This window comes from Mesorhizobium sp. P3_A9 (assembly GCF_056402975.1).
The window spans coordinates 1-22,225 of record NZ_JBFUGJ010000021.1; the positions used below are offsets into that span (position 1 = coordinate 1).

Below are 22,225 nucleotides of genomic sequence, written 5' to 3' on the forward strand. Positions count from 1 at the left end.
GCCTACAAGAACGCGGCCTCGATGCGCCGCCAGATCGAGCATTTCGGCCTGGCCGAGGTCGCCGACGAGGTGCTGCCCTATGGCTGCATCATGGCCGGCGACTGGGAAGCCAACGCGCCCTGGCGCAAGAAGCGGGAAGCGCGCCAGCAGCAGGGGCGTTAGCCGGAAACAGGATGCGGGCCGCAAGGTCCGCATCCATCGCCGTGTGATCAGTGCCCTTGCAACTGCTTGCGGCGCCAGGCGGCAGGTGCCTCGCCTATCCGTTCGCGAAAGAAGCGGGAGAAATAGGCGGGATCATCAAAGCCGATCTCGTAGGCGATGTCCTCGACCGTGCGTACGGTGAACAGCAGCAGCCGCTTGGCCTCCAGCAGCCGGCGCTCGCTGACCACCCGCTTGACGCCGCTACCCAGCACCGCGCGGCTGGCCTTGTCGAGAAGATGCGGTGTGGTGGCAAGGCTCTCGACATAACGGTCGACCGGCCAGTTGTCGCGAAAATGCGCATCGACGAGGCGGCGCAAGCCTATCGCCAGCGATGCATCGGAAGACGGTGACGCGGCAATTGTCGCCGGTGCGAGGCGCGCAATATGGGAGAGCGCGACGGCGATCAGCGCCGGCAGGACCTTGTCATTGCCGGCCTGCGCCTCGGCGTATTCGGCAGCGATCATCTCCAGCACCGCCGCCAATCTTTGCCATGCGGCGTGCTGCGGCAGGCCGTCGGCGAAGACCGGCCTGTCCAGCGGCAGCAGGCTGTGGCCGGCAAGGGCGGCGAGCGCATCGTCGGCAACCGAGACGACGATAGCGTCGGTGCCGGGGCCGATCGAGAAGCCATGCACGATCGTGCTTGGCACGAAGCTGACGGCTGGCGCCGAAAAGTCCCAGGATCTGTCCTCGATACGATAGGTGCCGGAGCCGCTGGTCCAGTAGGTGATCTGGCCCATCTGCGGATGCTTGTGGGCGGCGACCTGGCCGAGATGGATATTGCTGCGGGCAAGCACCGTCTCGACATGCAGGAAGCCGACATCGAGCGGCCGCACCGGCTCGCCATAGACGAAGAAGTCGGGAATGGAATTCTGGCTCATGGCGCCGGAAAAAGTCCAATCGGTTTTGCCGTTCCGTCCATAACCGATCCACGGCCCAGGCGCTAGGATCGACGTTATCAGTGGAGGAACATCATGCGGTCAGAAGAATTTCGTGCCGACAATGCGCGCCCGTTCACCGGGGCCGAGTATCTGGAGAGCCTGCGCGACGGCCGCGAGGTCTATATCAATGGCGAACGCATCGCCGACGTCACCACGCACCCGGCGATGCGCAATTCGGCGCGGTCGCTGGCGCGCCTCTACGACGCCCTGCATGACCCGAAACGACGCGAGACGCTGACCTCGGCCACCGACACCGGATCGGGCGGTTACACCCACAAATATTTCCGCGTCGCCAAATCCGCCGGCGAACTTGCCGCGCAGCAAACGGCGATCGCCGAGTGGTCGCGTATGTCCTATGGCTGGATGGGGCGCACGCCCGATTACAAGGCGGCGCTGATGAACACGCTCGGCGCCAATGCCGACTGGTACGGGCCGTTCAAGGACAATGCGCTTGCCTGGCACAAACGTGCCCAGGAAGCCGTGCTGTTCATGAACCACGCCATCGTCAACCCGCCGATCGACCGCCACAAGCCGGCCGAACAGGTGAAGGACGTCTTCGTCCACATCACCAGGGAAACCGATGCCGGCATCTACGTTTCCGGCGCCAAGGTGGTGGCGACATCCTCGGCGCTGACGCACTATAATTTCCTGGCGCAGGGGTCGGCGACGGTCACCGAGGATCCGTCGCTATCGGTGATGTTCATCGTGCCGATGAATGCGCCGGGGATAAAGATGTTCTGCCGCGTCTCCTACGAGCAGACAGCCAACACGGTGGCGGCACCCTTCGACTATCCCTTGTCGTCGCGTTTCGACGAGAACGACGCGATCCTGGTGCTCGACAATGTCTTCATCCCCTGGGAGGACGTGCTGGTGCTGCGCGACGCGCAGAAGATCCTGTCGTTCCATCCGGCATCGGGATTCATGCATGGCTATTGTTTCCAGGGTTGCACGCGCTTCGCTGTCAAGCTCGACTTCCTTGCCGGCCTGCTGGCCAAGGCACTGCGCGCTACCGGAGGTGATGCCTTCCGCGGCAACCAGGCGGCATTGGGCGAGGTCATCGCGCTCAGGCACATGTTCTGGAGTTTTTCCAATGCCATGGCCTACAATCCGATCCCGTGGGCGAATGGCGCGGTGCTGCCCAATCTCGACGCGGCGCTTGCCTACCGGACCTTCATGTCGGAAGCCTATCCGCGCGTCATCGACACGGTGCGCCGGGTGATTGCGTCGGGGCTGATCTACCTGCCGTCGTCGGTGCGCGACTTCAACAACCCCGAGATCGACAAATATCTGGCGCAGTATGTGCGCGGCTCCAACGACATGGGCCATATCGAGCGCATCAAGATCATGAAGCTGTTGTGGGACGCGACCGGCACTGAGTTCGGCGGCCGCCACGCACTCTACGAGCTCAACTATGCCGGTGCGCCGGAAGAGGTGCGGCTGCAGGTGCTGAAGGGCGCCGAACGCGGCGGGCGGCTGAAGGCAATGGAGGAACTCGTCGACACCTGCATGGCCGACTATGACGAGAATGGCTGGACGGGCGACACCTGGCTCAATCCGCTAGCCTCACCGGCTGGGTGAACGCCGATGGCCACGCAGATTTCGAAGACCGATTTCCGCGACGCCATGGCAAGAGTCTGCGCGCCGGTCAACATCGTCACGACCGATGGGCCGGCCGGGCGCGGCGGCTTCACAGCCACCGCCATGTGCAGCGTTTCCGACGAGCCGCCGACGCTCTTGGTATGCATGAACGGGCGTTCGACGCAGGCCGCCATGTTCCTCGCCAACCGTCGCTTCTGCGTCAACGTGCTGACGCATGACCATATGCACCTGGCGGGAAAGTTTGCCGGCGCGACACGCGACATGGAGGCGCGTTATTCGGCGGCGCGCTGGCAGACACTGACATCGGGCACGCCGGCGCTGTCGGACGCGATCGTCAATTTCGATTGCGAGATCGAGGACGTGCACATCGTCGGCACGCACAATGTCATGATCGGCCGCGTCATCGATGTCAGGCACGGCAGCGGCGGCTCGGCGCTGCTCTATGTCGACCGCAATTACACGCAGCCGACGCGGCTGGGGAGTTTTGGCGGGTGAGTCTCAGCTCTCGCCGTCGATCAAGGTCTCCAGGAGATCGAGCAACCGCTCCAACTTCTCATGGCCGAAGCGGCGCTCGATGTCGTCGTAGATGACACGGCGTTCGGGCGACAAGGCGTCGATCAAGGCTGAACCGGCCGGGGCGATGGTCAGGATGACGCGGCGGCCGTCGCCTTCCGCCTTGTTGCGGGTGATGAATTTTCGGCCCTCGAGCGCCTTGATGATGCGGGTCAGGCTSGGCGGCARSAYCGAGGCGCGATYGGCAAGTTCCGTCGCCTCGACCGAGCCGGCTTCGCTCAGCACGCGCAGCACACGCCATTGCTGTTCGGTCACGTCATGCGCCGCAAGCATCGGGCGAAACCGCGCCATCACCACTTCGCGGGCGTGAAGCAGCGCCATTGGCAGGGAACGACGAGTGTTTTCAGGCAGCAAGAAGCAGCGTCCCCAATCATGCGGTTGTCAGTCGGATTTGACCCGATATGGACAACGCCAAAACCCGACCTTTCCATCCCGTATAGTCGCCTCAGGCCGGATGCAAGGCTTGACTTCGGCGATACCACATGTAATTAACGCGTTAACTACAACAAAGCAATGATCCAGGGAACGAAACGCGGTGCCTCACTTCTCCATCGAGTATTCGGCCAATCTCGATGCCACGGTCGACATGGGCGAATTGTGCGCGCTGGTGTTGCGCACGGTGCTCGACACCGGGCTGTTCGAGACCGGCGCGGTGCGGGTGCGGGCCTTCCGCGCCGAGGCCTACGCCATTGCCGACAGGCTGCCCGAAAACACCTTTCTCGACATGTCGTTTCGCATCGGCACCGGCCGCAGCGCCGAGGACAAGAAGCGGACCGGCGAGGCCATCTTCGCGGCGGTGAGCCAATACCTCGCCGCGCTGTTCGAGACCCCGCATTTCGCTCTGTCGCTGGAGATCCGGGAAATCGACCCCGTGCTGAGCTGGAAGAAGAATGCAATCCACCCGCGGCTGCGCGGCAAGTGACGGAAGACTGACATGTCCGACCTCGAAGGCAATCTGAAAAAGGCCGAGGCCTATCTGGCCCGCTTCAAGACCAACGGCGTGTTGAACCAGATCGGCGGCGAGGCGGTGCCGGCCGCCGATGGTTCGACCTTCGAGACGCTGTCGCCGGTCGACCTGAAGCCGCTGGCCAAGGTCGCGCGCGGTGGCGCCGCCGATATCGACCGCGCTGCCAAGGCGGCGAAGGCGGCATTCCCGGCCTGGGCCGCCATGCCGGGCGAGACACGCAAAAAGCTGCTGCACAAAATAGCCGACGCGATCGAGGCACGCGCCGAGGAGATCGCCTTCGTCGAATGCATGGACACCGGCCAGGCGCTGAAGTTCATGGCCAAGGCGGCGCTGCGCGGTGCGGAAAATTTCCGCTTCTTCGCCGACCGCGCGCCGGAAGCGCGTGATGGCGAAACGCTGCGGACCACAGGCCAGGTCAACATCACCACCCGCGTGCCAATCGGCCCGGTCGGCATCATCACGCCATGGAACACGCCGTTCATGCTGTCGACCTGGAAGATCGCGCCGGCACTGGCGGCCGGCTGCACCGTCGTTCATAAGCCGGCTGAATTCTCGCCGCTGAGCGCACGCCTGCTGGTCGAGATCGCCGAGGAGGCCGGCCTGCCGAAAGGCGTGTGGAACCTGGTCAACGGCCTTGGCGAGCATGCCGGCAAGGCGCTGACCAAACATCCCGACATCAAGGCGATCGGCTTCGTCGGCGAGAGCCGCACCGGCTCGATGATCATGAAACAGGGCGCCGACACGCTGAAGCGCGTGCATTTCGAGCTCGGCGGCAAGAACCCGGTGATCGTCTTCGCCGACGCCGATCTCGAACGCGCGGCCGATGCGGCGGTGTTCATGATCTACTCGCTCAACGGCGAACGCTGCACCTCGTCGTCGCGGCTGCTGGTCGAGGCCTCGGTCTACGACCAGTTCACCGACCTGGTGGCGGAGAAGGCAAAGCGCATCAAGATCGGCCATCCGCTGGACCCGAAAACGGTGGTCGGGCCGCTGATCCATCCGGTGCACGAGGAAAAAGTGCTTTCCTATATCGAGATCGGCAAATCGGAAGGCGCGGTGGTTGCCGCCGGCGGCGGCAAGTTCGCCGGTCCGGGTGGCGGCTGCTATGTCAGCCCGACGCTGTTCACCGGCGCCAMCAACMRSATGCGCATYGCCCAGGAGGARATTTTCGGGCCGGTGCTAACGGCAATCGCCTTCAAGGACGAGGCGGAAGCGCTGGCGCTGGCCAACGACACGCAATATGGCCTGACCGGCTATCTCTGGACCTCTGATGTGACCCGTGCCTTCCGCTTCACCGATGCGCTGGAGGCCGGCATGATCTGGGTCAATTCGGAGAATGTGCGGCATCTGCCGACGCCGTTCGGCGGCGTCAAGAATTCCGGCATCGGCCGCGACGGCGGCGACCATTCCTTCGACTTCTACATGGAGACGAAGAACGTCGCCTTTGCAACGACGGCGCACGCCATCCAGAAACTCGGCGGCTGACGGAGGAGATCAGAATGCCCTTGCCCAAGCCCAACCTCTATCCCGCCTTCAACATCGTACGCCTCAGCCATGTCGAACTGGCGGTCACCGACCTTGCCAAGTCGCGCGCCTTCTATGTCGACACGCTCGGCCTGCAGGTCACCGATGAGACCTCAGGCGCCATCTACCTGCGCGCCATGGAGGAGCGTGGCCATCACTGCATCGTGCTGCGCAAGGCGACGACGCCGGAAGCGCGCGACCTCGGCTTCAAGGTGTTTTCGGACGAGGATCTCGACAAGGCCGAGCATTTCTTCAGGGCCAAGGGCCTGCCGGTGGAATGGGTCGAGCGGCCCTACCAGTCGCGCACCTTCCGCACGCGTGACCCGCACGGCATTCCGCTCGAATTCTACGCTGAGATGGCAAGGCTGCCGCCGATCCATCAGAAATACGCGCTCTATCACGGCGTGAAGCCGCTGCGCATCGACCACTTCAACTGCTTCTCGCCCAATGTCGACGAGTCCGTCGCCTTCTACAACGAGCTCGGTTTTCGCGTGACCGAATACACCGAGGATGCCTCGAGCGGGAAGCTGTGGGCAGCCTGGACGCACCGCAAGGGCGGTGTGCATGACATCGCCTTCACCAATGGCGTCGGTCCGCGCCTGCATCATGTCGCCTTCTGGGTGCCGACGCCGCTCAACATCATCGACCTGCTCGATTTGATGGCGACGACCGGCTATTTGCCGAACATCGAACGCGGCCCGGGCCGGCACGGCATTTCCAACGCCTTCTTCCTTTATGTCAGAGACCCCGACAATCACCGCATCGAGATCTACTGTTCGGACTACCAGACGGTCGATCCGGACCTCGAGCCGATCAAATGGGACCTCAAGGACCCGCAGCGCCAGACGTTGTGGGGCGCACCGGCGCCGAAAAGCTGGTTCGAGGAAGGCAGCATTTTTGCCGGCGCAGTGTCACGTCAGCCGGACCTGACAGCTTCGCCGATCATTGCGCCGTGAGCAGCGCCATGAACCGGCTCGCAACCTTCTCCATCAACGGCAAGACGCGTTACGGCGCGGTCACCGGCAAGGGCATGGTCGACCTGTCGGCCCGCCACAGCCAGTGGCCGACATTGCGCGAGGTGATCGAGGCCGGCGCCTTGCGGCGGCTGGTGGAAGAGGCCGAAGCGTTTGCCGTCGATTTCCCGCTCGACGCCATCGCCTACGGCATCCCGATCCCGTCGCCGGAGAAGATCATCTGTGTCGGCGTCAACTATCCGGACCGCAACGAGGAGTACAAGGACGGCCAGGCAGCACCTGCCAACCCGTCGCTGTTCATCCGCTTTCCCCGCTCCTTTGTCGGCCATGGCGCTGCGCTGGTGCGGCCGCCGGAATCGCCGCAGCTCGATTATGAGGGTGAGGTCGTCATCGTCATCGGCAAGAGCGGGCGACGCATCGCCGAGGCGGATGCGCTCGGCCATATCGCGGCACTGTCGCTGTGCAATGAAGGCACCATCCGCGACTGGGTGCGGCACGCCAAGTTCAACGTCACACAAGGCAAGAATTTCGACCGCACCGGTTCGATCGGCCCATGGCTGGTGCCGTTCACGGATGAGGCGCAGATCGCCGACATTACGCTCTCCACCCGCGTCAATGGCGAGATCCGCCAGCAGGATCGCACCAGCCGGATGATCTTTTCCTTCCGCAAGATCATCAACTACATCTCGACCTTCACCACGCTGGTGCCTGGCGATATCATCGTTACCGGCACGCCGACCGGCGCCGGCGCCCGCTTCGACCCGCCGATCTGGCTGAAACCCGGTGACGTCATCGAGGTCGAGGCCGACGGCATCGGCGTGCTCCGCAACAGCGTCGTCGACGAGGCAATCGCATGACCCCGGAACAAGTGGAAGACGCGGCGGCACGGTTGTTCGAGGCCGAGCGTTCACGCCGCCAGATCCGGCTGCTCAGCCTCGATTACCCGCAAGCGACCATGGAGGACGCCTATCGCGTCCAGGCGGCGCTGGTGACGCGCAAGATCGATGCTGGGCTGAAGCCGAAGGGCTGGAAGATCGGCCTGACCTCCAAGGCGATGCAATATGCGCTGGCCATCGACACCCCGGATTCCGGCGTGCTGTTCGACGACATGTTCTTCAACGATGGCGCGACAATCCCGGCCGGCCGCTTCATCCAGCCGCGCGTCGAGGCCGAGATCGCCTTCGTTATGAAGGCGCCGCTCAAAGGGCCTGGCGTGACCATCTTCGACGTGTTCAACGCCACCGACTACATCACGCCGGCGCTGGAAATCCTCGACACCCGCATCGAGCGCGTCAATGCCGAGACGAAGAAGGTGCGCACCTTCTTCGACACGATCTCCGACAACGCCGCCAATGCCGGCATCGTCATCGGCGGCCGACCGCAGCGGCCTGATGAAGCCGACATGCGCTGGATCGGCGCCATCGTCTCGCGCAACGCCGAGGTCGAGGAGACCGGGCTTGGCGCCGGGGTACTCAACCATCCGGCGATGGGCATCGCCTGGCTGGCGGACAGGCTCGCCCGCTACGGCCTGTCGATTGCCGCCGGCGAGGTGGTGCTGTCCGGGTCATTCGTGCGCCCGGTCGAGGCGCGGCCGGGCGACACGATCGTCGCCGATTTCGGCAGTTCAGGCACGGTCAGCATCCATTTCGCCAAGAGCTGACGGCTCCTGTCAGTCGTCCCTATTCGCCGCGCAGGTAGGCAATCACCACATCGGCCGCAATGTTTGACATGCGGTGCCCGACCTCCCTGGTGATGTCGCCTTCGACGCGGCTCTGAACCCAGCCAAGGAAAGCGAAGGCCCGCAACGCTGAAAACAGCGGCAAGGCCGCGACATCCTGCGTCGTCAGTTCGCGCTCTTGCCGATAGCCGTCGAGTAGGGCTGCCTCGATCAGCAGATAGATCGGCTCCTCACGGTTCTGGTAGAGCGCAACGGCGAGATCGTACATGTGCCAGCCATGGCCACAATCGTCAAAGTCGATGATGCGCACCGCGCCGTCATGGATGAGCACGTTCTCGCGCACGAGATCAGCGTGGATGATGCCGAAATTGCGGGCGGTGCGTTCATGCGCCGACAGCGCCTTCACGGCCTTGTCCCGTGCCTGGAAAACCAGTTCGCGACGGGAGCCATCGAGGAAGGGCGAGGTCTCGAAACGACCCCATGTCGGGGCCGGGCCGAAGAAGCCGTCGAAATCCCAGGCATGGCGCGCAAAGCCAGCGGGTGGCGTCCAGGCGGCAGTGACATTGTGCATGTGGGCGATGGTTCGCCCGATCGCTGTGAAGACCTGTCTTGCCTGTTCAGGGGTGTAGTCCAGCGGCACGCCTCGCGCCCCGACGGCGCGGCCGTCCAGCCAGGTCAGACAATCGGCTTGCCTGGGCTGTGTCGAAACGACCGTACTGACCAGCACGAACAGATCGCCGGCCTGCGTCGCAACCGGAGACGGTGTGGCGATACCGGCGGATTGCAGAAAGCCCATCCATTGCAGCTCCGAGCGCAGGGCGGCATCGGTGTGATAGCCGAGCCGATGGATCCGCATGGCGGCGGGCCGGCCGTCGGGTAAGCGGACGCGGAAGACTGCATTCTCGCGGTATTTCAGCAGCTCCGGCTCACTGTCGCGGACGCCCCAATGCTCGAGCGCGTGCCGGGCAAGCTCGGTGACATCAGCCGCCGTCTCAGGCTCGGATCGCGCGGGCACTGCGTTCACGCCGCCACTCCGGCGACTTCACCAAGCACCTCGTCGAGCGTGCCGATCAGGAAGGCGGCATTGTCGCGGGAAAACGGCATGGGCGGGCGGATCTTCAGCACATTGCCATGAATGCCGGTCCTGCCCATCAGCACGCCACGATCGCGCATGGCGTTGATGACGCGCCCGGCAGTGTCGGGCGCGGGCTCGCGCGTCTCGCGGTCGCGGACCAGCTCGGCGCCGAAGAACAGCCCGGCGCCCCGGACTTCGCCGATGCAGTCATACCGGTCGGCCAGCGGCCGCAGCAGGTCGAGCGCATATGCGCCGACATTATGCGCGTTGGCGACAAGGTTCTCCTGTTCCAGGACATCGAGCACGGCATTGGCGACCGCGCAGGAAACCGGATTGCCGCCGAAGGTGTTGAAGTAGCGGAAGGCATTGCGGAAGGTCGCGAGGATTTGCCCAGTGGTGACGACTGCGGCGATCGGATGACCATTGCCCATCGGCTTGCCCATGGTGACGATGTCGGGGGTGAAGTCGGCGCGCTGATGGCCCCAGAAATGGCTGCCGGTGCGGCCGAAGCCGGGCTGCACCTCGTCGGCGATGACCAGCCCACCCGCTTCGCGCACCGCCGCGATGGCGTCGTCGAAGAAGCCGGCGGGCAGCGTCGGAAAACCTTCATTGGCGAGCAGTGGGCACAGGATCATGCCCGACAGGCCGATGCCGTCCTTCGCCAGCGAGGCGATGGCTTCGCTCACGGCATCGCCAAACGCCCTGCCGTTGGCCATCGCATCGGGATGGCGAAAACTGTCGGGCGCCGGCACCAGCCTGACATAGGGAGCGCGGCCGCCGACCGGCGGCATGCGGGTTGAGAGCTGCGAAACCGCCGTGGTGTTGCCGTGATAGGTGGCGTCGGTGGCGATGATGCCCATCTGGCCTGAAGTCGCCTGCGCCATGCGCAGCGCGATGTCGTTGGCCTCGCTGCCGGTGCAGGTGAGGATGGCGGTGGACAGGCTGGCATCGAAGGTCGCGGTCAGCCGCTCGACATAGTCGAGGATCGCGGTGTGCAGATAGCGCGTGTGGGTGTTGAGCAGGGTTGCCTGCCGGCACAGCGCCTCGACCACATGCGGGTGACAATGGCCGACATGGGCGACATTGTTATAGGCATCGAGATATTTGCGGCCGTCGGCATCGTGAAGCCAGACGCCTTCGCCGCGCACCAGGTGCACGGGCTCGTCATAGAACAACTGGGATTTCGCGCCGAGCAGGCGAGAACGCCGGCTAATCAGCGTCGCCTCGGTCAGTTTCTTCTGCGATTGTGTCATCTGTAGGTACCTAGACCTCGTTGTATCCGCCGGCTCATCAGACCTTCGCCAGGCCTGCGCCGATCGCCTCACTGATCTTGGCGACATCGGCGGCGCTGATGATCAGTGGCGGCGACAGGATGATGGTGTTGCCGGAGACACGCAGCATGACGCCGGCTTCGTAGGCAGCCTCCGAAACCACGGCCATGGTCTTCTTGTCGGCTGGTTTTTTCGTCGCGCGATCCGAGACCAGCTCGACCGCAGCCATCAGGCCCTTGTAACGGACATCGCCAACGATGGCGTTTCTGGCCTTCAGCCCCTCCAGCACGGCCGCCAGTTCGACACCGCGTGCGGCCGCGTTTTCGTTCAGGCGAAGCCGTTTGGTTTCGGCTAGCGCCGCCAGTCCCGCCGCGCAGCCGACGGGATGGCCGGAATAGGTGTAGCCATGGCCGATGGCGCCAAAGCTGGTCTTGTCGGCCTCGAAGAGATCGGCAACCTTGGCGCCAATCAGCGTCGCGCCGAGGGGGAAATAGCCCGAGGTGATCGCCTTGGCGATGGTCATGAAATCCGGCTTCACGCCCGACAGCCGCGAGCCCGACCAGGCGCCGGTGCGGCCGAAGCCGGTGACGACCTCGTCGGCGATCAAAAGGATTTCGTGGCGGTCGCAGATCTCGCGCACCAGCGGCATGAAGCTCTCATGCGGAACGATGACGCCGCCGGCGCCGAGAACCGGTTCCATGATGAAAGCGGCGATGGTGTCGCCGCCCTGGAAGGCGATCTCGTCCTCCAGCGCCTTGGCGCAGAGTTTGGCCAGGCGCGCCGGGTCGGTCTCGTCGAATGGGTTGCGGAAGGTCCAGGGTGCCGGAATGTGGAAGACGCCGGGCAGCAGCGGCTCGTAGTTGCGGCGAAAATTGGCGTTGCCATTGACCGAGGCGCCGCCGAAATGCGTGCCGTGATAGCCCTTCTTGAGCGCCAGGAATTTTGTCCGGTCACCCTGGCCGCGGATCTTCCAATATTGCCTCGCCAGCCGCAGCGCGGTCTCGACCGAATCCGAGCCACCCGAGGTGAAGAAGGTCCGCACCATGCCTTCCGGCGCGAACCATTCCGCGAGTTCGTAGGCGAGCTCGATCGACGGTCCGGTCGAGGTGCCACGAAAGCCGGAATAGTAGGGCAGCGCGCCGAGCTGATCGGCGATCGCCTTCTTGATCGGGTCGCAGCTGTAGCCGAGATTGACGTTCCACAGGCCGCCAACGGCGTCGAGCACGGTGTTGCCGGCGATGTCGGTGACCATGACGCCCTCGCCCTTCATGATCACCTTGGGCGGATTGGCCCGCATCTCGGCCGGATGCGCCATCGGATGCCAGATCGGCTTGGCGTTGGTCTCGGTGAGGAAATTGATGTCGCGCATGACAAGGCTCCGCAGTGGTCTCAGGGGACGAGATCGAAATGGGCAAGGGCTTCGGCATAGGACTGCGCCGGCCGGGCAACGTCGAAATGAACGGTGCGCATGCCGGCGGCACGGCCGCCATCTACATTGCGCTGCTGGTCGTCGACGAACACGCAGGCACCGGCAGGCAGATCAAGCGCTTCGGTGACGAAGCCATAGGCGCGCGGGTCGGGCTTGAGGATGCCGGTATGGGTGGCGTCTACAATGACGTCAAAGAGGCCGAGCAACGGCAGCCGCCGACGGAAGTCGGCGCCGTAGAACAGGTCGAGTTCGTTGGACAGGATCGCCAGGCGAAAGCCGGCGGCATGGACAGCGCGGATGGTACGGTCGGCTTCGGGCCGCACCACCTTTTCCGGCTCGGCGCCACGCGCTCGCTGGACAAAGGTTTCCATCGCCTGCCAGTCCTCGCCGACCAGTCGGCCGACCTCGCTCGTGCGCGTGCGCCAATAGTCGCGCTCGCTGATCTCGTCGGCCTGCATCGAACGCCACAGCGGGTCGCTGTTCGGATCGAACGGCCCGCGCCATTGCAGCGTGCCGGGCTTCAGCCCAAGCGCCTGTTCGGTCAAGGCATGGGTTTCGAACAGCGTCCTTGTGACGACGCCGCCGAAATCGAGAACCAGCGCTTGGGCCACGGGAGCACTCACGCGGCCACTCCCTTGGCCGGCATGCCCCGCGGGATGACGCCTTCCTCGACCCAGCGGTCGAAGATTTCCAGCGCCTTGCCGACAAAGTCGTCGCTGTTGATGTGAGCGTCGATCTCGTGGAACTCGACGCTGGCGGGGATCGCCTTGCGCATTTCGTCGACAAAGGCGGCAAGCGCTTCCGGTTCATAAAGCGGCTCGCCCTGCGTGTCCCATTCCTGGATGCCCCGAGACGGCAGGATGAAGGCGGAGCGGCCTTTCGAGGCGCCGAGCTTGGCCGCGATGGCCCTGGCGACCTGGCGGCGGTCATCGGCATCAACGGTGACCGAGGCGATCAATCTGTTGTGGGCATGAAAAGGGCGCTCAGAAAATTTAGCCGGCAAATCCTGCCAGGTCGGCAGATCGACCATGTCCACCGCGCCCGGCGCCGCGATCTGCGGGATGCCGCGGGCGCCGGCATTTTCCAGCCGGTCGGCGCCGGAACTGACGACGGAGCCGGCCAGATGGTTGGTGATTTCCTGCAGGCTGAAGTCGAAGACGGCGCAGAAATGGTCCTGGCCGCCGATCGATTCGAAGGCGCGGCCGCCCATTCCGGTGGTGTGGAAGACGGCGACGTCATAGCCGCGCCGTTCCAATGCCGGCTTCAGCGTCTTCATGTAGCGCAGGCAGGAGCTGCCGAGAGAGGTCATGCCGATGGTCGGGCCGATCGCCGGCGCCGACGCGCGTTCGGCAAGCACGATTTTCGCCGCCCCGACTACCGCACCGCAGGCCTGCGACAGGACCAGCTTGCAGATCGAGTTGAGGCCGTAGAGGCCGCCGGCCCAGAGGATCATCATCAGGTCCGGCGCGACGCGCTCGGGCGGGATGAGGTGCGAATAGGCGATGGTCGAGACGACGAATTTCGGCACGCCGAGCGGCAGGGAAAGCGCCACGTCGAGCGCCAGATCGGTACCCATCGAGCCGCCTATGGCGATGAAGGCGTCGATCTCGCCATTCCGATGCAGCTTGCGCACGAGTTGCACGGCGCCGCCGGCCATCAGCGTCATGGCGGTGTTCTCGTCACCGCTCGAAACAATCTCCTCGATGGTCACGTCGACGGCGCGAGCCACGGCATGCTTGTCGTGATCGGGGCTGTAGGGCGGATTGCCGAGAACGCTGACATCCATCATCACAGCGCTGCCGCCCGATGCCTCGATGCACTGCTTCATGAACAGCAGCTCTTCGGCCTTGGTGTCGCCGGTGCCGATGACCAGGATGCGGGGCGTTGTCTGTGCAGACATCAGGCCTGCCTCCTCAGGGTTTGCAAATTGTCGCCATTGAGGCGCATCGAAATTTCCCTTGCCGCTTCCATCACCGCAAGTCCTCGTTCTTCAATTGCGACCGCCGTCGTCCTGGCCTTTGGTGCCGCCACCGCGATGGTGCCGAGCGCGAAGCCATCCGCCGCCAGGATTGCCGCCGCAACACTGATGACGCCTTCTTCGAGACCCTGATCGCAGATCGAATAGCCGCGCTCGCGCGCCTCAGCCATGGAGCGCGAGATGGCAGAGGGCTCGATCAGCGTATGCGCCGTGAACGCTTCGAGCGGACCCGCCAGACATGCCTTGATGGCCTCATCCCTGGCGAAAGCCAGATAGGCGATGCCCGACGCGGTCGAATGCAGGGGCAGAAGCTGGCCGATATCGATGTTGACCCGGTTTGCCCAGCTGGGATGTTCGACATGGACGGTGACCAGCCTGTCGGTGCCGAATTCCGACAGATGCACGGTCTCGGCCGTGGCATTTGCCAGGTCCCGTACCAGCGGCACCGCGGTCTGCAGGAAGGGAAAACGGGCCTCGCGGATGCGCGCCAGCCGCGACAGGCCGGCGCCGAGCCTGTAGTGCCGCGTGCCGGAATCCTGCTCGACAAAGCCATGGCCGGTCAGGGCCACCAGCAGCCGCCGCGTCGTCGCCTTGTCGAAGCCCGAGCGGCGCGCCAGGTCGGTCAACCCGAGCTCGGGCTCGGCCACGGTGAACAGCTCCAGAAGTGAAATCGCCTTGCCAACCGTACCCAACGCATCCTCCTGGATCGAGTAATCAATTAACGTGTGAATTAACTTGACAGGAAGCCGCTTTGTTTGCAAGTCTATATTCAAAATAAGGGTTCAAATAATGAACCGACATCCAGAGCGTGTGGGACAGGCCAAGCGGCCGGCGGACGACGATGTTCGCGAACAGGAGGGACCAATGACAGCAGTTTCGGAACAGGCGCCGGCCAACAGGCTGCGCAAGAACAGTCTCGGCGTCGGCGCCATCACCTTCATGGTGATTTCGGCGGCGGCTCCGCTCACGGCGGTCGCCGGCGGCACGCCGCTCGGCATGCTGATGGGCAATGGCGCGGGCTTTGCCGGCACCTATCTGATCGTGACAGTGCTGCTGCTCCTGTTTGCGGTCGGCTATGTCGCCATGTCGCGCCATGTCGGCAATGCCGGCGCCTTCTATGCCTATGCCGCGCGCGGTCTCGGCGGCTTGGCCGGCGGCGCCACGGCGCTGATCGCCATCCTGTCCTACAATGCCATGCAGATCGGCGTCATGGCCCTGCTCGGTGCGGCCACATCAGGGCTGTTCGCCGGTTGGGGCATCAACCTGCCCTGGTGGGTGTGGAGCTTCATCGCCATCGCCATCGTCGCCGTGCTCGGTTACCGCCAGGTCGACCTGTCGGCCAAAATCCTGACGGTGCTGGTTCTCTGCGAGTATGCCGTGGTGCTGATCCTCGATCTTACAATCCTCAAGACCGGAGGCGACAGCGGCCTGTCGGCGGCTCCGTTCAGCTGGAGCCAGATCACATCGGGCGCGCCGGCGATCGCCATCCTGTTCTGCTTCGCCGCCTTCATCGGCTTCGAGGCGACGACGATCTACGCCGAGGAAGCCCGTGACCCCAAAGTCACCATTCCGCGCGCCACCTATTTCTCCGTCATCCTGATCGGCGTGTTCTATATGGTCACCGCATGGCTGATGGCGGTCGGTGCCGGCGTCGACAAATTGCTGCCGGCATTGCAGGGCCTGCAGGATCCGACGACCTTTCTGTTCGGCCTGTCCGACCGTTATGCCGGAACGCTGCTGACGCATGCGATGAGCATCCTGTTCGTGTCGAGCCTGTTTGCCGGTGTGCTGGCCTTCCACAATGCGGTTGCCCGCTACATCTACGTCTCGGGCCGCGAAAAGCTTTTGCCGCAGTCGATCGGCGTGACGCATTCGGCGCATCAGAGCCCGCATGTCGCCTCGGTGATCCAGAGCGTGCTGGCGGCTGTCGTCGTCGGCCTGTTCGCCGTGCTTGGTCTCGACCCGGTGCTGGCACTGTTTTCGTGGCTGACAAATGTCGCGACGCTCGGCGTCATCGTCATGATGGCCGTCGCCTCGCTCGCCGTGGTGATGTACTTCCGCGCCAACCCGTCCAGCCAAGAGAACGCGCTGAAGACCACCATCCTGCCCGGGCTGACCTTCATTGCCTTCGTCGTTATCATCTACCTGATCGTCATCAATTTCGGCAGCCTGTCGGGAGCCGGCGGCTTCCTCGGCGTGTTCCTGCCGGGGCTGGTGCTCATCGCTGCGGTGATCGGCCTGCTGCTGGCCGGCGCCTTGAAGAGCCGTGACCCGGTCGCCTACGAGAACCTCGGTGTGCCCCTGAAGGACTGAGCGAAACACTGGATTGAGAGACCTGCCGGGGCGGCGTGCCATGCCGCCCCTCTCACCGTGAAGGGAGTGGCGGCCTTGAGCTTTGCCGAAAACATCACCGTCGAAGCATTGGAAGCGGATCCCTACCCGATCTATGCTGAACTCAGGCGCAGTGCGCCGGTCGCCTTCGTGCCCTCGGTCAACCTGTGGTTCGTCACCCGCTGGAATGATGTCGAACTGGTGGCGAAGTCACCCGACATCTTCTCGGCGATCGTCACCGCTGGAGTATCACCCGTCGAGCGCTCCTTCGGCAAACCGACGATCCTGACCAGCGACGGCGAGGTCCACAAGAACCTTCGCCAGGGCGTCGACCCGAAATACCGGCCGCGCACCGTCGCCTCCTACGCCGGCAATCTCGTGCGCTCAATCGCCGAACCCTATCTCGACGCGATCGCCAGCCGGGGCTCCGCTGAACTGATGGCCGATTATTTCGAGCCGGTGTCGACGCTCAGCCTGGCGCGGTCGCTCGGCCTGGCCGACATCGACATGCCGACCCTGCGCCGCTGGTTCTATGGACTCGCCCAGGGCGCCATCAATTTCGAGAAAGACCCGAAGCGGCAGGAAATCGCCGACGCGATCGGTGCCGAGGTCGGCGATGCCGTGACGCCGACGCTGGAAAGGCTCGTTCGCGAGCCTGACGATTCCGCGCTGTCGCACATGCTGCATGACGGCATGCCTGAGGGCAAAACGCGCCCGATCGACTTCCTGATGCCGACCATCAAGGTCATCCTGCTTGGCGGCATGCAGGAGCCGGGCCACGGCGCCGGCTCCATCCTTGTCGGCCTGCTGCGGAACCCCGACCAGTTGCGGCAGGTGCTCGACGATCCCGCGACCTTCGTGCCCAAGGCTGTCGACGAGGGCCTGCGCTGGGTGGCGCCGATCGGCACGCAGACGCGCGAAACGACCCGCGCGGTCGAGATCGGTGGAACGACGATCCCCGCCGGCGCCCCGGTGGCCGCACTTGTCTCCTCGGCCAGCCGCGATGAGAGCCGCTTTGCCGACCCCGACCGCTTCGACATCAACCGCGACGAAGGCAACCATGCCGCCTTCGGTTTCGGCCATCATTTCTGTTCCGGCCGGTTTTTCGCACGCGAGCAGATGTGCCTTGCGGTAAGGCTGCTGCTTGAACGCTTTCCCAATCTCAGCCTTGTGCCCGGCAAGGAGCCCGTATTCCGCGGCTGGGAATTCCGGGCGCCAACCACATTGCATGTCAGTTTCGGAGCCGGTTCCCCATGATCACTCAAAATGCCATCGACACGCTGCGCAAAACGGAGATCGGCGCGCGCGGCCTGTTCATCGATGGCGTGCAGTCGCAGGGAACAAGCGGCGCGACATTGCCTGTCATTTCGCCGATCGATGGCCGTGCCTTCGCCAGCATCGCCGACGGCAATGCCGCCGATATCGACCGCGCGGTGAAATCGGCGCGCAAGGCGTTCGAGAAGGGCTCCTGGTCGCGCGCGGCGCCCGCCTTCCGCAAGAAGGTGCTGAGCAGGCTCGCCGAACTCATCGAAAAGCATGTCGATCAACTGGCCGTACTCGGTGTGCGCGACAATGGCACCGAGATCGGCATGGCCTACAAGGCCGAGCCGCTGTCGGCGGCCGGCACCATCCGCTACTACGCCGAGGCGATCGACAAGGTCTATGGCGAGATTGCACCGACGGCCGAGAATGTGCTGGGGCTGATCCACAAGGAGCCGCTCGGCGTCGTCGGCGTCATCGTGCCATGGAATTTCCCGTTGATGATCGGCGCCTGGAAGATCGCTCCCGCACTCGCCGCCGGCAATTGCGTGGTGGTCAAGCCGCCGGAGATCGCGTCGCTTACGCTGCTGCGGCTGGCGGAACTGGCGGCCGAGGCCGGCCTGCCCGCCGGCGTGCTCAACGTCGTCACCGGCCGTGGCGCGGTCACCGGCGAAGCGCTCGGCCTGCATATGGATGTCGACGCCATCGCCTTTACCGGCTCGGGGCCGGTCGGCCGGCGGCTGCTCGATTATTCGGCCCGCTCCAATTTGAAGCGCGTCTTCCTCGAACTTGGCGGCAAGTCACCCAACATCGTCTTTGCCGATGCGCCTGACTTGAAGCAGGCAGCGGTCGTCTCGGCCAATGGCATTTTTCGCAATTCCGGCCAGGTCTGCGTCGCCGGCGCGCGCCTGCTCGTCCAGTCGTCGGTCTATGACCGCTTCATGGAGGAGCTTGTCTCGGCGACCACGCGGCTGAAGGTCGGCGATCCGCTGGATCTCACCAGCGATGTCGGCGCGGTGTCGAGCGCGGAGCAACTGAACAAGAATCTCGGCTTCGTCGCCAAGGCCAGGGAAGAAGGCGCAACGCTGGTCACCGGCGGCGAGCGGATCCTGGCGGAGACCGGCGGCAGCTACATGGCGCCGACGATCTTCGAGAACGTCACTCAGGACATGCAACTGGCCCGCGAGGAGGTGTTCGGCCCGGTGCTCGGCGTCATGCGCTTCGACACCGAGGAGGAGGCGGTGCGGCTTGCCAATTCGACGGTCTACGGGCTGGCCTCTGCGGTGTGGACATCAAACCTCTCCACCGCCCACCGCATGGTGCGCGCCATCAGTGCCGGCGTCGTCCACGTCAACACTTATGGCGGCGCCGACATCACGGTGCCGCTCGGCGGCGTCAAGCAGTCCGGCTTCGGTCGCGACAAGTCGCTGCACGCGCTGGAGAAATATCTGGAGCTGAAGACAGCCTGGATCGCGCTTTGAGGCCCGTGGCGATATCGGGCTGCCGCCGAATCTGATCTTCCCATCCAGGGCGTGCAGGATTGGGTCCGCGGCCGGCCGCGGTCGGTCCGGCGCCGTCTTGTGCTCCATGTCCGGAAATTTTTGAGAGAATATTCCCGGCATCGGGGGCAAAGGCGAAACACGTTCTTTGATAAAATCAATAGAATTTCTAACGATGTGACCAAGCCTAGGCAATCCGCCTTGCTGCCATGACTTCACAACCGCAGAGATCAAACCATGTCGGACTTCAAGAACACTTTGCCATCTTCCCCCGGGTCAACCATCAACCGGCGCGGCGGCCTTGCTCTGCTGTTCGCCTCGGCTGTCGCGGTCGGCAGCCTGATGGCGCCGCATGCGTCCCTGGCCGAAGACAAGAAGTCGATCAAGGTCGGCATCATCAGCGGCGAGGACGAGGATGTCTGGCGCGTCGTCGTCGCTCAAGCCGCCGAAAAGGGCCTGGCCATTGAGACCGTGGTGTTCAACGACTACACCCAGCCCAACGAGGCGCTGGAGCGCGGCGAAATCGACGCCAATGCCTTCCAGCACCAGCCTTATCTCGACAACCAAATCAAGACGCAGGGCTATCACATCGTGCGTGTCGGCTATACCGGCGTCTGGCCGATCGGCCTCTATTCCAAGAAGTTCAAGGCGGTTGCCGACCTGCCTGAGGGCGCGGTCATCGGCGTGCCGAACGATCCGTCCAATGAAGGCCGCGCGCTGCGCGTGCTGCAGAATGAGGGCGTGATTAAGCTGAAGGACGGCACCGGCATTCTGGCCACCACCGCCGACATCGCGGAGAATCCCAAGAAGGTCGAGATCAAGGAGCTTGACGCCGGCATCGTCGGCCGCTCGGTCGAGGATCTCGACGCCGCCGTTGTCAACACCGACTGGGCGCTGAAAAGCGGCCTGACCCCGGACAACCGCATCGCCCAGGAGCCGATATCAGACAATCCCTACCGCAACTTCATCGCCGTGAAAGTCGGCAATGAGAACGAAGCCTGGGTGAAGACGCTGGTSGCKTCCTACCAGAACGAGGCSGTSAARGCMGAGTTCGACAAGGTCTACAARGGCACCGGSMTCAGCGCCTATTGATCCGACCGGACGCCAGTTCGAGAGCAAATGCGGTCCGCGCCTGAGCGCGGGCCGCAATCGCGTTTTCGGATGGCGAGAACAGGGAACCGCATGAACCAGCATATAACGGCATCCCAGGAGATCGCCGATCCGACCCACGACCAGCCCGATACGTCGCAGGACGTAGTGCGGCTTGTCGAGCTGAAGCGCCGCTTTGGCGCCACGCCGGCGATCGACGGCATTTCGCTGACGGTCCGCAAGGGCGAGATTCTCGGCATTATCGGCCGCAGCGGTGCCGGCAAGTCGACGCTGATCCGCTGTCTGAACGGGCTGGAGCGGCCGGATTCCGGAGAAGTGTTCATCGAGGGCCGCGAGATTAGCCGGCTCGGCGAGCGCGACCTGCAGCCGCTGCGGCGGCGCATCGGCATGATCTTCCAGCACTTCAACCTGCTGTCGGCCAAGACGGTCGAGGACAATGTGGCGCTGCCGCTGAAGATCGAGGGGCGGCCTAAGGCAGAGCGGTTGGCGCGGGCAGCCGAGTTGCTCGAGCTTGTCGGGCTGTCGGAGAAAGCCCGGGCCTATCCGGCATCGCTGTCGGGTGGCCAGAAGCAGCGCGTCGGCATCGCCCGCGCGCTTGCCGCACGGCCGGCGCTGCTTCTGTCGGATGAAGCGACATCGGCGCTCGACCCGGAGACGACGCGCTCCATTCTGGCGCTGCTGAAAGACATCAACCGGCGGCTTGGCCTGACCATCCTTTTGATCACCCATGAGATGGAAGTGATCCGCTCGATCGCCGACCGCGTGGCGGTGATCGACGCCGGACGCATCGTCGAGCAAGGGCCGGTCTGGTCGGTGTTCGCCGACCCACAGTCGGACATCACCAAAAGCCTRCTCGGCGCCATCCGGCCGCAAYTGCCGGCCGARCTGGCGGCGCGGCTGCTGCCGGCGGCCGGCGCTGAGACGATCCTGCGCATCGACGTTGCCGGCGAAGCCGCAAGCGGCCCGCTGCTGTCCGATCTTGCCACGGCTGTTCCCGGCGCCTTCCGCCTCGTGCATGGCGGCATCGACCATATCCAGCAGCAGCCCGTCGGCACGCTGTTTCTCTCCGTTCCCGGTAGCGATGCAAATCATCTCGCCGAAGTGATCACATTCCTGAAGTCCCGCCAGGCGCGGGTGGAGGTGCTTGGCCATGTCGCCAATCCTGTTTGAGCTTCTGCTGCGTTCGATCTGGGAGACGGTGCTGATGACGGCCGCCTCCGGCCTGATCTCGCTGGTCTTCGGCCTGCCACTCGGTCTGGCCTTGATATCAACCGAACGCGGCGGCATTGCCGAAAACCTGTGGGTCAACCGCGCGCTGGGCGCCGTCATCAACGGCTTCCGCTCGGTGCCGTTCATCATCCTTCTGGTGGCGCTGATCCCGCTGACGCGGCTGATCGTCGGCACCTCGATCGGCACCTGGGCGGCCATCGTGCCGCTGTCGATCGCGGCCACGCCCTATTATGCGCGCATCGCCGAAGTGTCGCTGCGCGAGGTCGACCACGGCCTGATCGAAGCTGCGCGCGCCATGGGCGGCAACCGCTGGACGATCATCCGCGAGGTGCTGGTGCCCGAAGCCCTGCCCGGCATCGTCGCCGGCTTCACGGTGACGCTGGTGACGCTGATCGGCGCCTCAGCCATGGCCGGAGCCATCGGCGCCGGTGGTTTGGGCGATCTTGCCATCCGCTATGGCTATCAGCGTTTCGAGACGTCTGTGATGGTGGCGGTGGTGATCGTGCTGATCATCCTAGTTTGTGGCATCCAGTGGGTGGGTGATCGGCTGGTGGCACGGCTGGACCGGCGGGGGTGAGCCGGCCGGCG

At 64.3% G+C, this 22,225-nt stretch carries 21 protein-coding genes and 1 pseudogene; 14 read left to right on the forward strand and 8 right to left on the reverse strand.

Features of this window, described 5'->3' with window-relative positions; all coding sequences use genetic code 11:
• A pseudogene (locus tag AC1DX0_RS06005) lies at window positions 1-162 on the forward strand (RtcB family protein); the annotation flags it as partial.
• A gap of 47 nt (window positions 163-209) precedes the next feature.
• Here AC1DX0_RS06005 and AC1DX0_RS06010 read toward each other — a convergent pair.
• The gene (locus AC1DX0_RS06010) at window positions 210-1,079 is read right to left on the reverse strand and encodes a helix-turn-helix domain-containing protein (RefSeq protein ID WP_477218889.1); all 870 of its coding nucleotides are present in this window, start codon (window positions 1,077-1,079) and stop codon (window positions 210-212) included.
• Window positions 1,080-1,172: 93 nt separating this feature from the next.
• Between AC1DX0_RS06010 and AC1DX0_RS06015 the strand changes: the two genes are divergently transcribed.
• Together AC1DX0_RS06015 and AC1DX0_RS06020 are read left to right on the forward strand one after the other, a co-directional pair.
• On the forward strand, window positions 1,173-2,717 hold the full coding sequence (locus tag AC1DX0_RS06015) for a 4-hydroxyphenylacetate 3-hydroxylase N-terminal domain-containing protein (RefSeq protein WP_477218890.1): 1,545 nt from the start codon (window positions 1,173-1,175) through the stop codon (window positions 2,715-2,717).
• Between the two features lie 6 nt (window positions 2,718-2,723).
• Entirely contained in the window at window positions 2,724-3,233 is a 510-nt protein-coding gene (locus AC1DX0_RS06020; RefSeq protein ID WP_027040919.1) for a flavin reductase, read from the forward strand.
• 3 nt (window positions 3,234-3,236) lie between these two features.
• Here the strand turns inward: AC1DX0_RS06020 and hpaR are convergent, their stop codons facing one another.
• Window positions 3,237-3,632 (reverse strand): homoprotocatechuate degradation operon regulator HpaR, encoded by a 396-nt coding sequence (gene hpaR / locus AC1DX0_RS06025; RefSeq protein WP_477354641.1) that lies wholly within the window; start codon window positions 3,630-3,632, stop codon window positions 3,237-3,239.
• Between the two features lie 214 nt (window positions 3,633-3,846).
• Between hpaR and AC1DX0_RS06030 the strand changes: the two genes are divergently transcribed.
• From AC1DX0_RS06030 to hpaH, 5 genes are read left to right on the forward strand one after another with little or no spacing between them, the layout of a single operon-like run.
• A complete protein-coding gene (locus tag AC1DX0_RS06030) occupies window positions 3,847-4,233 on the forward strand; it encodes a 5-carboxymethyl-2-hydroxymuconate isomerase (RefSeq protein ID WP_477218892.1) in 387 nt (128 codons plus the stop codon).
• Between the two features lie 12 nt (window positions 4,234-4,245).
• Window positions 4,246-5,763, forward strand: a complete 1,518-nt coding sequence (hpaE, locus tag AC1DX0_RS06035; protein WP_477354644.1) for a 5-carboxymethyl-2-hydroxymuconate semialdehyde dehydrogenase — start codon at window positions 4,246-4,248, stop codon at window positions 5,761-5,763.
• Between the two features lie 14 nt (window positions 5,764-5,777).
• Window positions 5,778-6,758: a 3,4-dihydroxyphenylacetate 2,3-dioxygenase gene (hpaD, locus tag AC1DX0_RS06040; RefSeq protein WP_477218894.1), complete on the forward strand. Its 981-nt coding sequence runs from the start codon at window positions 5,778-5,780 to the stop codon at window positions 6,756-6,758.
• Between the two features lie 8 nt (window positions 6,759-6,766).
• Window positions 6,767-7,633 carry a fumarylacetoacetate hydrolase family protein gene (locus AC1DX0_RS06045; protein WP_477218895.1) on the forward strand — a complete coding sequence of 289 codons (867 nt, stop codon included), beginning with the start codon at window positions 6,767-6,769 and terminating at the stop codon, window positions 7,631-7,633.
• Window positions 7,630-8,436, forward strand: coding sequence for a 2-oxo-hept-4-ene-1,7-dioate hydratase (gene hpaH / locus AC1DX0_RS06050; RefSeq protein WP_477218896.1), 807 nt, complete (start codon window positions 7,630-7,632; stop codon window positions 8,434-8,436). The genes AC1DX0_RS06045 and hpaH overlap by 4 nt, the downstream gene beginning before the upstream one ends.
• A 19-nt stretch (window positions 8,437-8,455) precedes the next feature.
• Here the strand turns inward: hpaH and AC1DX0_RS06055 are convergent, their stop codons facing one another.
• From AC1DX0_RS06055 to AC1DX0_RS06080, 6 genes are read right to left on the reverse strand one after another with little or no spacing between them, the layout of a single operon-like run.
• On the reverse strand, window positions 8,456-9,478 hold the full coding sequence (locus AC1DX0_RS06055) for a phosphotransferase enzyme family protein (RefSeq protein ID WP_477218897.1): 1,023 nt from the start codon (window positions 9,476-9,478) through the stop codon (window positions 8,456-8,458).
• The gene (locus AC1DX0_RS06060) at window positions 9,475-10,782 is read right to left on the reverse strand and encodes an aminotransferase class III-fold pyridoxal phosphate-dependent enzyme (RefSeq protein WP_477218898.1); all 1,308 of its coding nucleotides are present in this window, start codon (window positions 10,780-10,782) and stop codon (window positions 9,475-9,477) included. Before AC1DX0_RS06060 ends, AC1DX0_RS06055 begins: the two co-directional genes overlap by 4 nt.
• Before the next feature lie 37 nt (window positions 10,783-10,819).
• The gene (locus AC1DX0_RS06065; RefSeq protein WP_477218899.1) at window positions 10,820-12,169 is read right to left on the reverse strand and encodes an aminotransferase class III-fold pyridoxal phosphate-dependent enzyme; all 1,350 of its coding nucleotides are present in this window, start codon (window positions 12,167-12,169) and stop codon (window positions 10,820-10,822) included.
• 20 nt (window positions 12,170-12,189) lie between these two features.
• On the reverse strand, window positions 12,190-12,840 hold the full coding sequence (locus AC1DX0_RS06070; protein ID WP_477219112.1) for an HAD family hydrolase: 651 nt from the start codon (window positions 12,838-12,840) through the stop codon (window positions 12,190-12,192).
• Between the two features lie 8 nt (window positions 12,841-12,848).
• Window positions 12,849-14,129 (reverse strand): Tm-1-like ATP-binding domain-containing protein, encoded by a 1,281-nt coding sequence (locus AC1DX0_RS06075; RefSeq protein ID WP_477218900.1) that lies wholly within the window; start codon window positions 14,127-14,129, stop codon window positions 12,849-12,851.
• Complete coding sequence (locus AC1DX0_RS06080; RefSeq protein WP_477218901.1) at window positions 14,129-14,899, reverse strand: IclR family transcriptional regulator; 771 nt, start codon at window positions 14,897-14,899, stop codon at window positions 14,129-14,131. The genes AC1DX0_RS06075 and AC1DX0_RS06080 overlap by 1 nt, the downstream gene beginning before the upstream one ends.
• Before the next feature lie 172 nt (window positions 14,900-15,071).
• Between AC1DX0_RS06080 and AC1DX0_RS06085 the strand changes: the two genes are divergently transcribed.
• From AC1DX0_RS06085 to AC1DX0_RS06110, 6 genes are all read left to right on the forward strand, one after another.
• The gene (locus AC1DX0_RS06085) at window positions 15,072-16,520 is read left to right on the forward strand and encodes an APC family permease (RefSeq protein ID WP_477218902.1); all 1,449 of its coding nucleotides are present in this window, start codon (window positions 15,072-15,074) and stop codon (window positions 16,518-16,520) included.
• Between the two features lie 75 nt (window positions 16,521-16,595).
• A complete protein-coding gene (locus AC1DX0_RS06090) occupies window positions 16,596-17,795 on the forward strand; it encodes a cytochrome P450 (protein WP_477218903.1) in 1,200 nt (399 codons plus the stop codon).
• On the forward strand, window positions 17,792-19,279 hold the full coding sequence (locus AC1DX0_RS06095) for an aldehyde dehydrogenase (protein ID WP_477218904.1): 1,488 nt from the start codon (window positions 17,792-17,794) through the stop codon (window positions 19,277-19,279). Before AC1DX0_RS06090 ends, AC1DX0_RS06095 begins: the two co-directional genes overlap by 4 nt.
• 255 nt (window positions 19,280-19,534) lie before the next feature.
• Entirely contained in the window at window positions 19,535-20,389 is an 855-nt protein-coding gene (locus AC1DX0_RS06100) for a MetQ/NlpA family lipoprotein (protein ID WP_477354647.1), read from the forward strand.
• 90 nt (window positions 20,390-20,479) lie between these two features.
• A complete protein-coding gene (locus tag AC1DX0_RS06105) occupies window positions 20,480-21,577 on the forward strand; it encodes a methionine ABC transporter ATP-binding protein (protein WP_477218906.1) in 1,098 nt (365 codons plus the stop codon).
• Window positions 21,558-22,214 carry a methionine ABC transporter permease gene (locus AC1DX0_RS06110; RefSeq protein WP_477218907.1) on the forward strand — a complete coding sequence of 219 codons (657 nt, stop codon included), beginning with the start codon at window positions 21,558-21,560 and terminating at the stop codon, window positions 22,212-22,214. Before AC1DX0_RS06105 ends, AC1DX0_RS06110 begins: the two co-directional genes overlap by 20 nt.
• Window positions 22,215-22,225 lie beyond the last annotated feature (11 nt).

Excerpts from the sequence above, each read along its gene's own strand:
- AC1DX0_RS06085 (WP_477218902.1), top strand. The coding sequence starts at position 15,072 with ATGACAGCAGTTTCGGAACAGGCGCCGGCCAACAGGCTGCGCAAGAAC.
- hpaH (WP_477218896.1), top strand. The coding sequence starts at position 7,630 with ATGACCCCGGAACAAGTGGAAGACGCGGCGGCACGGTTGTTCGAGGCC.
- AC1DX0_RS06020 (WP_027040919.1), top strand. The coding sequence starts at position 2,724 with ATGGCCACGCAGATTTCGAAGACCGATTTCCGCGACGCCATGGCAAGA.
- AC1DX0_RS06015 (WP_477218890.1), top strand. The coding sequence starts at position 1,173 with ATGCGGTCAGAAGAATTTCGTGCCGACAATGCGCGCCCGTTCACCGGG.
- hpaD (WP_477218894.1), top strand. The coding sequence starts at position 5,778 with ATGCCCTTGCCCAAGCCCAACCTCTATCCCGCCTTCAACATCGTACGC.
- AC1DX0_RS06065 (WP_477218899.1), bottom strand. The coding sequence starts at position 12,169 with ATGCGCGACATCAATTTCCTCACCGAGACCAACGCCAAGCCGATCTGG.
- AC1DX0_RS06110 (WP_477218907.1), top strand. The coding sequence starts at position 21,558 with ATGTCGCCAATCCTGTTTGAGCTTCTGCTGCGTTCGATCTGGGAGACG.
- AC1DX0_RS06095 (WP_477218904.1), top strand. The coding sequence starts at position 17,792 with ATGATCACTCAAAATGCCATCGACACGCTGCGCAAAACGGAGATCGGC.
- AC1DX0_RS06010 (WP_477218889.1), bottom strand. The coding sequence starts at position 1,079 with ATGAGCCAGAATTCCATTCCCGACTTCTTCGTCTATGGCGAGCCGGTG.
- AC1DX0_RS06075 (WP_477218900.1), bottom strand. The coding sequence starts at position 14,129 with ATGTCTGCACAGACAACGCCCCGCATCCTGGTCATCGGCACCGGCGAC.
- AC1DX0_RS06060 (WP_477218898.1), bottom strand. The coding sequence starts at position 10,782 with ATGACACAATCGCAGAAGAAACTGACCGAGGCGACGCTGATTAGCCGG.
- AC1DX0_RS06045 (WP_477218895.1), top strand. The coding sequence starts at position 6,767 with ATGAACCGGCTCGCAACCTTCTCCATCAACGGCAAGACGCGTTACGGC.